The sequence below is a fragment of the Amycolatopsis sp. NPDC004169 genome, from assembly GCF_040610315.1.
Taxonomy (GTDB): Bacteria; Actinomycetota; Actinomycetes; order Mycobacteriales; family Pseudonocardiaceae; genus Amycolatopsis.
Genome location: NZ_JBEXMD010000006.1, coordinates 289285 through 302596, shown reverse-complemented (window position 1 = coordinate 302596; position 13312 = coordinate 289285). Strand labels below are relative to the sequence as shown.

Sequence of the window (13312 nt, the reverse complement as noted above, 5' to 3'; positions counted from 1 at the left end):
GCGAACGGATAGGGGTTCGGTTATGACCGGCGAAGACAAGCTTCGCGACTACCTGAAGCGGGCCACGGTCGAGCTCGCGGGCGCGCGCCGCCGGCTGGCCGAGTACGAGGCCCGCGAGAGCGAGCCCATCGCCGTGATCGGCATGTCGTGCCGGTTCCCCGGCGCGCCCGACGTCGACGCGTACTGGCAGCTGCTGCGCGAGGGCCGGGCCGCCGAGGTCGGAGACGTCCCCGACGGCCGGTTCGACCACGCCCCCGGCACCGGCCGCCGCGGCGCCTTCCTGTCCGAAGTGGACGGCTGGGACGCCGGGTTCTTCGGCTACGCCCCGCAGGAGGCGCTGCGGATGGACCCGCAGCAGCGGCTGCTGATGGAGCTGGCCTGGGAGGCGATGGACGACGCGGGCACCCCGGCACCGCGGCTGCGGGGCAGCCGCACCGGCGTGCTGCTCGGGTTCTCCGACAGCTTCCAGTACGGCCAGGTGGAGGCCGAGCGCGAAGGCACCGGCGTGTACGCGGACCCGTACATGGGCCAGGGCAGCCTCGCCAGCGTCGTCGCCGGCCGGCTGGCCTACCACTTCGACCTGCGCGGGCCGGCGTTCTCGCTGGACACGGCGTGCTCGTCGACGCTGGTGGCGGTGCACCTCGCGGCCCGCGCGCTGCGGGCGGGCGAGTGCGACTACGCCCTGGCCGGCGGCGGGTTCCTGGCGCTGCACCCGTTCCTCTACGTCTACAGCAGCCGCAACGCGCTGCTGTCCCCGACCGACCGCTGCCACACGTTCGACACGAGCGCGGACGGCTACATGATGGGCGAGGGCGGCGGGATGGTGGTGCTGGCCCGGCTGTCCGACGCCCTGCGCGACGGCCACCGCATCCGCGCGGTCATCCGCGGTTCGGCGGTGAACCAGGACGGCCGCAGCAACGGCCTGACCGCCCCCAACCGCAGCGCCCAGGTCGACGTGATCCGCCGGGCACTGGCCGACGCGGCGGCCGAACCGGCCGACGTGGACTTCCTGGAGGCGCACGGGTCGGGGACGCCGCTGGGCGACGAGATCGAACTGGGCGCGCTGGGCGACGTGTTCGGCGACCGGCCGGCCGGCCGCCCGCTGACGGTGGGAGCGGTGAAGACCAACATCGGCCACACCCACACGGCGGCGGGCATCGCCGGGCTGATCAAGACGGTCCTGGTGCTGGAGAACGGCGAAGTGCCGCCGAACCTGCACATGGACGACCCCGCGGAGCAGGTGCTGGCGAACGCGGCGGTCCGCCCGTCGGCCGGCTTGGCCCCGCTGCCGGACCACGGCCGCCCGGCGGTCGCGGGGGTGAGTTCGTTCGGCTGGTCGGGCACGAACGCCCACCTGGTCCTCGAAGCCGCCCCGCCGACCGAAGTGTGCGCGGAGGGTGTGGACAAGGTTGCCGAGCTGATCCCGGTCTCGGCCGCCTCGGAAGCCGCGCTGCACGCCCACCTCGCTCAGCTCGCCCACACGGCAGAGGATGCCCGCGCAGTCACGCGTGATGCCCCGGCGAACACGGCCCTGAGCCTGGCCGACCTCGCCCACACCCTTCGCGAGGGGCGGGCGCACCTGGAGCATCGGCGGGCCGTCGTCGCCACCGGTCTCGAAGACGCCGCGCGGCAGCTCGCCTCCGCCGCGCGGACCCCCGGGGTGCACCGGAAGCCCGCCGCTCCGAAGGTCGCCTTCCTGCTGCCCGGGGTCGGCGACCAGTACCGGGGTCTCGCTCGGGAGCTCTACCGCGACGAGCCCGTCTTCGCCGCCGCCGTCGACGAGTGCTGCGCCATCGCCGCCGACCGGTGCGGGGTCGACCTGCGGGCCGCCTTCTTCGCCGAACCTCGAGCCGTCGAAGCGTCCTTCTTCGGCGCCGGCCCGGGAGACGACCTGCTCGACCGCGCCGAGGTCGCCCACCCGCTGCTGTTCACCGTCGAGTACGCGCTCGCGCAGCTGCTCGCCGACCGGGGTGTCCGGCCGGACCTGCTCGTCGGCTACAGCCTCGGCGAGTACGTCGCCGCCTGCCTGGCCGGGGTCTTCACCCTCGGCGACGCCCTGCACGTCGTCACCGGGCGGGCGCGGCTGATCGGGCGCGCTCCGGCCGGGCGGATGCTCGCCGTCGCCGCTTCCGCGAGCCGGATCGCCGAAGCCCTCTCCCCGATGCGGGTCGACGTCGCCGCGCTGAACGGCCCGCAGATGACCGTCCTCAGTGGATCGCCCGAGGACGTCGGCACCGCGGCCACGCAACTGAAGGCCGCCGGGCTGGCCGCGCGGGTCCTGCGCTCGGCCCACCCGTTCCACTCGACCCTGCTGGAACCCGCCCGCGCCGAGCTGGCCGAGCTGGTCGCCTCCGTGCCGCGGCAGGCACCGAAGATCCCGATCGTCTCCAACGCGACCGGCACCGTCCTCACCGACGCCGAAGCCGTCGACCCGCAGTACTGGGCCGGGCACCTCTGCCGGCCGGTGCGGTTCGCCGAGGGCGTCCGGCACTGTGACGGCGAGGGCGTCGACGTCTACGTCGAGGTCGGCCCCGGCCAGACGCTCGGTGGCCTCGTCCGCCAGAACCAGTTCGACGCCCGCCCCGCCGTGCTCGGCACCCTGCCGGCGCCGTGGCCGGTCGAGGACCGCCCGGCCGAGGGCACCGCGCTCCTGGAGACCCTCGCGCGGCTGTGGGAACTGGGCGTCACCGTCGACTTCGCGAAGCTGCCGACCGGCGGCCGGACCGTGTCCCTGCCCACCTACCCGTTCCAGCGCAAGAAGTTCTGGCCCTCGGCGACCCGGCAGGCCCCCGGCCCGGTCGAGGAAGCCGGCCGGCTCTACGCCCCGGTCTGGCGCCTCGACCCCACCCGGCCCACGGCCGCCCCGCAGGGCTCGCTGATCACCACCAACGCCGAACTCGCCGCACTGGCCACCCGGGCCGGGATGACCGTCGGCACCGACCCCGGGACACTGCCCCAGCCGGTGCACGTCGTCCACGAAGGCGGTTTCGACGACCTCCTGCGGACCGTCCAGGCCCTCGACGGCCACGACGTCCGCCTGCTCACCGTCACCACCGGCGCGGCCGAGATCACCGGCGGCGACCTGACCGACCCGGACGCCGCCGGCGTGCACGGGCTCGGCCGCGGGGTCCGCGCCGAGTACCCCGGCCTCCGGTGGCGCGGGGTCGACGTCGAACCCGGCACCGGGGCGAAGCACCTCCTGGAGGAGCTGGCCCGCCCGTGGACCGGCGAGGCCGCGACCGAGCCGGTGCTCACCGGCTGGCGCGGCGGCCGCCGCCGGCTCCAGGAGTACACCGAGATCACCCTCGACGACGCCGCACCGGACTGGGGCGGCACGCACGTGGTCACCGGCGGCACCCGCGGCCTCGGCATGGTCGTGGCCAAGCACCTCGCCCGCCACGGCGCCGGCAAGCTCGCCCTGATCAGCCGCACCGGCGAGGCAGACCCGGGCGACCTCGCGGAGCTGACCGCCGAGGTGCTGGTGCTCAAAGCCGACGCCGGCGACCCGGAGCAGCTGCGGAACGCACTGGCCGAAGCCAAGGCACGGCTCGGCGAGCTCGACTCGATCGTGCACGCCGCGGGCCTGCCGGGCGGCGGGCTCGCCCAGCGCCGCACCGCCGGGGACATGCACCGCACGCTCGCCCCGAAGGTCAACGCGGTCGGCCCGCTCCTCGAAGCCCGGCCGCGGCGGCTGGTCCTGTTCTCCTCGATCGTCACGGTCGTCGGCGGGATCGGCGAAGCCGACTACTGCGCGGCCAACAGCGTCCTCGACGCCCACGGCGCCGCACTGTCCACAGCGGACACCCAGGTGGTCACCGTCGCCTGGGGACACTGGCAGCACGACGCCTGGGCGGACGCGGCCACCGGCGAGGCCCGCCTCGCCTACCGCCGCCGCTACGGCTTCACCGCCGAAGCCGGCTGCGCGGTGCTCGACCGGCTCGTCGGCAACGGCGTCCGCGGCACGGTCGTGGCCCTGCGCCAGGACCTGCCGGCCGCCCGCCGCGAGCTGGCCGCCCTCAACGACCTCGGCGAGCTCTTGGAGGCGGCCCCGGCGGCCACCACGCGCTACCCGCGGCCACCGCTGCGCACCGAGTACGCCGCCCCGCGCGGCGAGCTCGAGACCGACATCGCGGGTGTCTGGGGCGAGTTCCTCGGCATCGACGCCGTCGGCGTGCACGACCCGTTCTTCGACCTCGGCGGCAACTCGCTGGTCGGCATGGCCATGGTGGCGGCGCTGGAGAAGCGCCTCGGCCGCAAGATCGCGCCCGCCGTCCTCTTCGGCCACCCCACCGTGGCCGCCTTCGCCGCCGCACTGACCGACACCGACGCCCCCGCTCCGCGGGCGGCCACCACCGGATCCGCGCGGGGCCAGCGCCGCCGCCTGGCCGGCACCCGGAAATGAGGGACACCGTGACCGACAGCAGCGAAATTTCGCCCACGGACATCGCCGTGGTCGGCATGGCCGGCCGCTTCCCGGGCGCCGACGACGTCGGCGCGCTCTGGGAGACCGTCCGCGCCGGCCGCTCCGGCATCACCCGCTTCACCGACGACGAGCTCCTGAAGGCCGGCGTGCCCGCCGACCGGCTCGGCGACCCGGCCTACGTCAAAGCGGGCGCCGTCGTCCGCGGCGTCGAGGACTTCGACGCGGGCTTCTTCGGCATCAACCCGAAGGAAGCCCAGATCCTCGACCCGCAGCACCGGCTCTTCCTCGAGCACAGCCAGCACGCGCTGGAGGACGCGGCCTGCGACCCGGCGCGGTTCGACGGCGCGATCGGCGTGTTCGCCGGCTGCGCGTGGAGCACCTACCTGACCCACAACCTCACCCCGGCGAACGCCGCCGGTGAGATGGGCGAAATCGCGATCGCCCTCGGCAACGACAAGGACACCCTGGCCACCCGGGTTTCGCACACCCTCGGCCTGTCCGGGCCCGCGTTCAGCATCCAGAGCGCCTGCTCGACGTCGCTGGTCGCGGTCTGCGTCGCGGCGAGCAGCCTGGCGAACTTCGAATGCGACGTCGCACTGGCCGGTGGCGTGTCGATCGGCGTGCCGCACCGCGTCGGCTACCTCTACCAGCAGGGCGGCATCGCGCCGCCGGACGGCGAGTGCCGCGCGTTCGACGCCGCGGGCCTGGGCGCCCCGCTCGGCGGCGGCGTCGGCGTGGTCGCGCTGCGCCGGCTGGAGGACGCGCTCGCCGACGGCGACCGGGTGTACGCGGTGCTGCGCGGCTGGGCGGTCAACAACGACGCCGGCCGCAAGGTCGGCTTCACCGCGCCCGGCGTCGAGGGCCAGGCCACGGTGATCGCCGAGGCGCTGGCCGCGGCCGGGCTGGAGCCGGCGGACATCGGGTACGTCGAGGCGCACGGCACCGGCACCGCGCTCGGCGACGCCGCCGAAATCGCCGCGCTGCAGCAGGTCTTCGCGGGCCGGTCGGTGCGGATCGGCTCGGTGAAGACCAACGTCGGGCACCTCGACCGCGCCGCCGGCGTGACGAACCTGATCAAGGCCGCGCTCGCGCTGCACCACGAGGAGATCCCGCCGACCCGCAACCTCGGCACGCCGAACCCGCAGCTCACCGCGGGCGACGCCGAGCTGACCGTGGTCACCGAGCGCACGCCGTGGCCGCGCACCGACGTCCCCCGCCGGGCGGGGGTCAGTGCGTTCGGCATCGGCGGCACGAACGCCCACGTCGTGCTGGAGGAGGCGCCGCTGCCGGTGCCCACCGCAACGGCCGGGCCGGAGCTGCTGGTCTGGTCGGCCCGCTCGGCCGCCGCGGCCGACGCGGCCACCGCGAACCTCGCCGCACACCTGGAGACCTCCGGGGACGCACTCGCCGACGTCGCCCACACCCTCCAGAGTGGACGGACGACGTTCGGGCACCGCCGGATGCTGGTCTCCGGTTCGGCCGAGGACGCCGCCCGGCTGCTGGCCGCGGGCGAAGTCTCGGCCTCGAGCGACGCCGGCACCGGCCGCCGCGTCGGGTTCCTCCTCGCGGGCACCGGCGAGCAGTACCCGGGCCTGGCCGCCGAGCTGTACGCGACGGCGCCGGTGTTCCGGGCCGAGCTGGACCGCTGCCGGGCGCTGCTGGACACGGACGTCCTGGCCGGGATGCTCGGCGAGCGCGAAGCCCCGGGTGGGCTGGCCGCCCTGCTGGGACGCACCGGCGGCGGCGAGCGCGCGGGCGACCGCACCGAGGTCCTGCACCCGGCGCTGTTCGCCGTCGAGTACGCGCTGGCGCAGCTCGTGCGCTCGTGGGGCGTCGAGCCGTCCGTGCTGGCCGGCTACAGCCTCGGTGAGTACGTCGCCGCGTGCCTGGCCGGGGTGCTCTCGCTCGAGGACGCCCTGGCGCTGGTGACGCACCGCGCGAAGCTGATGGCCGCGCTGCCCGGCGGCGCGATGGCCGCCGTGCCGCTGCCCGAAGCCGACGTGCGCGCCCGGATCGCCGGCACCGACCTCGACATCGCCGCGCTGAACGGCCCGCAGCTGACCGTCGTCTCCGGCACCGCCGAGGCGGTCGCCGCACTCCGCGCTTCCCTGGCCGCCGAGGACGTGCCGTGCCGTCCCTTGGCCACCACGCACGCCTTCCACTCCCGGCAGCTCGCGCCGCTGCGTGATGAGCTGACCGCCTGGGTCACCGCGAACGTGACCCTCGACGCGCCCACGATCCCGTACGTCTCCAACGTGACCGGTGCGCTGGTCACCGAAGCACCCGACCCGGCGTACTGGGCGGAGCACATGTGCGCGCCCGTCCGGTTCGACGACGCGCTGGCCACCCTGCTGGCCGACGAGGACACCGTGCTGCTGGAGCTGGGCCCGGGCCGCTCGCTGGGCGCGATGGTCCGCGGGCACCGGGCGTGCGCGCCGAAGCGCTGGGCCTCGGTGATCCCGACGCTGCCGGGCGCCGACGACCCGGCCCCGGCGGCCGTCGCCGTCGCCGAGGCGGCCGGACGGCTGTGGCTGGCCGGCGTCGACCTCGACTGGACCGGCGTCCGCGGCGGCCGCGGGGCCCGGCGGGTCGGCCTGCCCGGCTACCCGTTCCAGCGCTCGCGCTACTGGATCGACGCGCCGGGCACGGTCGCCCCGGAGGTCCCGCGGCTGGCCGCCGAGCCCGACGAGCACGTGCAGCTGCTGACGCCGTCGTGGCGGCCGCAGCCCGCCACCGACGCCGGGACCACCGGCCGGGTGGCGATCCTGCCGGACACCGGCGGGGTGGCCGCGGCGCTGAGCGCCCTGCTCGGGGACGTGGCCGAGACGGCCGACGCGGACACGATCGTCGACCTGTCGGTGCTCGACCTCGACGACGACGTGGCCGCGGTGCACGCGGCGGCCCGGACCCTGGCGACGGCGGCGGGTGACGGCTCGCGCGCGGTCCGGGTCCTCGTCGCCACCCGCGCCGGGCAGGCGACCGGAGGCGGCTCGGTCCGCCCCGCCCAAGCCGCGGTGGCCGTGCTGCCGGTCGTCGCGAACCAGGAGCACCTGAACCTCGACGCGGGCACCGTCGACCTCGACGCGGCCCACACCCCGGCCGAAGCCGCCGCCGTGCTGGCCGCGGAGTTGCGCTCGCCCGGCACTCCGCTGGTCGCCTACCGCGGCGACGAGCGGCTCGTTCCCGGCCACCGGCCCGCCGCGCCCGCCGCCCCGCTCGCGGTCCGCGAAGGCGGCAGCTACCTCGTCACCGGCGGCCTCGGCAGCGTCGGCCTCACCGTCGCCGAGCACCTCGCCACCCGCGGCGCCCGCCGCCTCGTGCTGGTCAGCCGCAGCGGGGGCACCGAAGCCGCCGTCGCGCGGCTGCGTGCCCTCGGTGCCGAAGTCCACACCCCGAGAGTGGACATCACCGACCCCGCCGCCGTGCGCGCCCTGCTCGCCGAACACCGCTTCGACGGCATCGTGCACGCCGCCGCCGACTCCGGCCCCGCCGGGTTCCGCGCGCTGTCCGAAGTGGACGAAGCCACGATCGCCCGGCACTTCGCCGCCAAGGTCGGTGGCGCCCGCGTGCTGGCCGCGGCCCTGGACGAGCTTCCCGAGCGTCCTGAGTGGACAGTGCTGTTCTCCTCGACCTCGGCGCTGCTCGGCGGGGTCACCTTCGGCAGCTACGCCGCCGCCAACGCCGCGCTGCTCGCCGAAGCCCACGGCCGTCCCGGCTGGCTCGCCGCCGCCTGGGACACCTGGCCCGGCACCCTGGACCGGCTCGACGCCCGGCTCGGCGCCTCGATGGCCCAGCACGCCATGACCCGCGCCCAAGCACTGGCCGCGTTCGACCGCCTCGGCGGCCCCGTCGTGGTCGTCGCCGCCGGCGGGCTCGACGACCGGCTGCCCGGTGCCGCGAAGCCCACCGCGACCACCGCCGACCGCTTCCCCCGCCCCGACCTGCCCCAGCCCTACGTCCCGCCGATGAGCGCCACCGAACGCGGCCTGGCCGAGGTCTGGTCGTCCGTGCTCGGTGTCGAACCGGTCGGCACCCGGGACAACTTCTTCGACCTCAACGGCAACTCGCTGCTCGCCCTGCAGATGCTCGCCCTGGTCAAGGAGCGCTTCGGGGTCGCCATCCCGACCGTCACGCTCTTCGAGCTGCCCACCGTGCAGGCGCTCGCCGCCACCCTCGACGAGCAGGCCCCGGCGCGGGTCGTGGCCCCGGCCGCGCCGGTCGTCGCGGCGGACCCGGACGACGACGAGCTGGACCGGCACATCGCCATCGTCGGCATGGCCGGCCGGTTCCCCGGCGCGGGCACGATCGACGAGTTCTGGCGCAACCTCTGCGACGGCGTCGAGTCGATCACGTTCTTCACGCCCGACGAGCTGATCGCGGCCGGCGTCGACCCGGCGCAGGTCCGCGACCCGGCCTACGTGCCGGCGCGGCCGGTGCTCGACGACGTCACCGGCTTCGACGCCGCGTTCTTCGGCCTCAGCCCGCGGATGGCCGCGCTGACCGACCCGCAGCAGCGGCTGTTCCTCGAGGTCTGCTGGGAAGCCCTGGAAGGGGCCGGGTACGCGAAGCCCGGCGAACGCGGCCGGGTCGGCGTGTTCGGCGGCTGCAACCTCTCGACGTACCTGCTCGGCATCGCCGGGCAGTTCACCTCCGACGCCGACGCCAGCATCTACGAGCTGGTGATGGGCAACGACAAGGACGCGCTCACCACCACCGTGTCCTACCTGTTCGACCTGCGCGGCCCCAGCATGGCGGTGCAGACGTTCTGCTCGACGTCGCTGGTCGCGGTGCACACCGCGATGCGCAGCCTGCGGGCAGGCGACTGCGAGATGGCGCTGGCCGGCGGGGTCTCGGTGCGCGTGCCGGACCGGATCGGGCACCTGCACTCCCCCGGCGGCCAGGAGTCACCGGACGGGCACGTGCGCACCTTCGACGCCCAGGCCCACGGCAGCATGTTCGGCGACGGCGCCACCGTCGTCGTCCTCAAGAAGCTGGGTGCCGCCCTGCGCGACGGCGACCACATCTGGTCGGTGATCCGCGGCTCGGCGATGAACAACGACGGTGCCCTCAAGGTCGGCTACACCGCGCCGAGCGTGGGCGGGCAGTCGCGGGTGATCGCCGACGCGATGGCCGACGCCCGCGTCGCGGCCGAGGACGTCGGGTACGTCGAGGCCCACGGCACCGCGACCGAGCTGGGCGACCCGATCGAGGTCGCCGCGCTGACCCGCGCGTTCGGCGACACGGCCGAGAAGCAGTACTGCGCGCTGGGCTCGGTGAAGCCGAACGTCGGGCACCTCGACCGCGCCGCGGGCACGGCCGGGCTGATCAAGGCGTCGCTGGTGGTCCGCGAGGGCCTGATCCCGCCGACGCTGCACTACACCGCGCCGAACCCGGAGATCGACTTCGAGCACAGCCCGTTCCGGGTCGCGGCCGAGCTCGCGCCGTGGAACACCGGCGACGGCCGCCCGCGGATCGCCGGGCTCAACTCGCTGGGCATGGGAGGGACCAACGTGCACGTCGTCGTCGAGCAGCCGCCGGACCGGCCCGCGCCGCCACCGGGTGACCCGGACACCGAGCGTCGCTACCAGGTGCTGCCGGTCTCGGCCCGCACCGCCGACGCGGCCGACACCGCGGCCCGGCGCCTCGGCGAGCACCTCGCCGGGCACCCGGACGCGCGGCTGGCCGACGTCGCCTTCACGCTCCAGGAAGGGCGCAAGACGTTCGAGCACCGGCGGGTCGTCGTCGCGTCCAATGTGGACAGTGCGGTCACCGCGCTGAGTGCTCCCGCGACCCGCGTCGAGCCGGTGCAGGACCGGCCGGTGGCTTTCCTCTTCGCCGGCGTCGGCGAGCAGTACCCCGGCCTGGTGGGCGAGCTGTACCGGCGCGAGCCGGTGTTCCGCGCCCACCTCGACGAGTGCCTGGCGCACCTCGACGCCGACGGCGACCTCGTCACCGGCGAGCGCGGCGGCGGGCCGAGCCTGGCCGCGCTGCTGGGCCGCACCGGCGACGAAGACCCCCGCGCCGCCCGGCTGCAGCGGACCGAACTCGCGCAGCCGCTGCTGTTCGCCGTGGACTACGCCCTGGCCCGGACGCTGGTGGACTGGGGGCTGAAGCCGTCCGCGATGCTCGGCTACAGCCTCGGCGAGTACGTCGCCGCCTGCCTGGCCGGGGTGCTCTCGCTCGAGGACGCTCTGGCGCTGGTCGCCAAGCGCGCGGAGCTCATCGCCGCGCTGCCCGGCGGGGGGATGGCGGCCGTGCCGCTGTCGCTCACCGAGCTCGAGACGCGGTTCGACCTGACGGGCCTCGACATCGCCGCGGTGAACGGCCCGGAGCTGGTCGTGGTGGCCGGGGAGACCACGGCGGTCGAGCGGCTCGCGCAGGACCTGCGGGCCGCGGACGTCCCGTGCCGTCCGCTGCGCACCAGCCACGCGTTCCACTCGCGGATGCTGGCGCCGGCCGCGGCCGGGCTGACCGCGTGGATCGCCGCGAACGTCACGCTGAACGCCCCCGAGCTGCCCTACCTGTCCAACGTCACCGGCGCCCCGGCGACCGCGGACCTCGTCACCGACCCGGGGTACTGGGCCCGGCACATGTGCGAGACCGTCCGGTTCGCCGACGCGGCCACCGCGCTGCTGGCCGACGAGCACCTGGCCGTCGTCGAGATCGGCCCCGGGCCGTCGCTCGGCGCGCTGCTGCGCGGGCTCAGCCCGGCGAGCCGCTGGCCGATGATCACCGCCACCCTGCCCGCCGCCGACGACCCGCGGCCTGCCGACGAGGTGCTCACCGACGGCCTGGCCCGGCTGTGGCTGCTCGGCGCGGCCTTCGACTGGTCGGCCTACCACGGCCGCGGCACGGCGACGCCGGTCTACCGCGGCACCGCCCCGGGCCGGGTGCCGCTGCCGACCTACCCCTTCCAGCGGCAGCGCTACTGGATCGAGGCGAAGCCGGCCACCGGGACGGCCCGGGTCGAGACACCCGCGGACGGGCCGCTGGAGGAGTTCGACCGGATCCCGCTGCTGCCCGAGGACCAGTGGATCAGCCTGCCCACCTGGCGCCAGACCTCGGCCGCGCCCGTCGCGCCGCAGCCCGCGTCCTGGCTCGTGTTCGCCCGTCCCGGCCTCGCCGAAGACGTCCTCGACGGGATCCGCCGCACCGGCGACCCGGTGACCGTGGTCCGGCCGGGCGCGGGGTACCGGCCGGGCCCGGACGCCACCGTCCGCCCCGGCGACGTCGACGACCTGCTGCAGCTGCTGCGCGACCTCAAGCGCGGCAGCACCCGCCTCGACCGGGTCGTCCACCTGTGGAACCTCGACGACGACTCCCTGCTGCTCGGCCTGCACACGCTCGTCGCTTTGGCCCGCGCGGCCGGCGAGCTGGGCCTCGGCGGCTGGACACTGGACCTGGCCGCCACCGGCACCCAGCGCGTCCTGCACGACGGCGAGCTGCGGCCCGACGCGGCCACGCTCACCGGCCCGAACCTGGTCATCCCGATGGAGTACCCCGGTGTCCGAACGCGACTCATCGATGTCGACGCGGCCGCCGGTGCCGCCGCCGTGGTCGCCGAACTGCACCGCCCGGCGCCCGGCCGCACGGTCGCGCTGCGCGGGTCGCGGCGCTGGCTGCCCGGCTACGAAGTTCTGACGCCGCAGCCGATCGAGCAGGCGGCGAGCGTGCTGCGGGATCAGGGCGTGTACCTGATCACCGGCGGCCTCGGCGGGATCGGGCTGGCGATGGCCGAGCGGCTGGCCCGCGACAGCCACGCGAAGCTCGTGCTGTTCGGCCGCCGCGGCCTGCCGCCGCGCGAGCGCTGGGCCGGGATCGCCGACGGCACCGACGAGGTGCCCGGCACGATCCGCGACCGCGTCGCCCGAGTGCGGGAGATCGAGGCCCTCGGCGGTGAAGTCGTGGTCGTCGAAGGCGATGTCGCCGAGGAGGCCGACGTCCGGCGCGCGGTCGCCGTGGCCGTCGAGAAGTTCGGGGCGCTGCACGGCATCCTGCACACCGCGGGCGTGCCGGGTACCGGGCTGATGCAGTTCAAGCAGCCCGGCGACGCCGACCAGGTCCTGGCGCCGAAGCTGCCCGGCTCCCGGGCGCTCAGCGCGGCCACCGACGGCCTGGACCTCGACTTCGTCGCGCTGTTCTCCTCGATCACGTCGGTCACCGGCGGTGGCCCTGGCCAGGTCGACTACTGCGCCGGCAACGCGTGGCTCGACGCCTACGCCGCCTCCCACGGTGGCCGCACGGTGTCGATCTCTTGGGGCGAATGGACCTGGAACGCTTGGGACGACGGGCTTTCCGGGTACGAGGAGGACATCCAGACCTACTTCCGCGAGCACCGCGCCAAGTTCGGCATCGACTTCGAGCAGGGCTGGCGCACGCTGCTGCGGGCGCTGGCCTCGGGCGAACCCCACGTCGTGATCTCCACCCAGGACTTGGACGCGGTGACGGCGGTGGCGGCCCGGTTCAGCGTCGACGCCGTCACCTCGGCGGCGAACGGCGGCTCGACGGCCGACCGGCACCCGCGGCCGGAACTGGTCACACCGTTCCAGGAGCCCGAAGGCGACGCCGAGCGCGCGGTGGCCGAGGCGTGGTGCGAAGCACTGCGCCTGGACCGGGTCGGCGCGTCCGACAACTTCTTCGAACTCGGCGGCACGTCCCTGCTCGGCATCTCGCTGCTGGCGACGCTGCGGAGCAGCTTCCCGGACGCCGAACTGCCGCCGCACATCATCCACGAGGCCCCGACCGTCGCCGCGCTCGCGAAGATCGCCGCCGGCGACCCCGGGACCCCCGAACCCGCACCCGACAGCGCCGCGCAGGCACAGCTGCGCCGCTCCGGCATCAAGGCCGCGGCCGCCCGACGGCGCCGGGCCTGAACCAGAAGTCCTTCCA

2 protein-coding genes are annotated in these 13312 nt (G+C 75.4%); both read left to right on the top strand.

Translation table 11 applies throughout. The features are described 5' to 3' along the window. The first annotated feature begins 22 nt into the window (after positions 1 to 22). On the top strand, positions 23 to 4402 hold the full coding sequence (locus ABZX11_RS10965) for an SDR family NAD(P)-dependent oxidoreductase (protein ID WP_354911963.1): 4380 nt from the start codon (positions 23 to 25) through the stop codon (positions 4400 to 4402). An 8-nt stretch (positions 4403 to 4410) separates the two neighbouring features. After that, the gene (locus ABZX11_RS10960) at positions 4411 to 13296 is read left to right on the top strand and encodes an SDR family NAD(P)-dependent oxidoreductase (protein WP_354911960.1); all 8886 of its coding nucleotides are present in this window, start codon (positions 4411 to 4413) and stop codon (positions 13294 to 13296) included. Positions 13297 to 13312 lie beyond the last annotated feature (16 nt).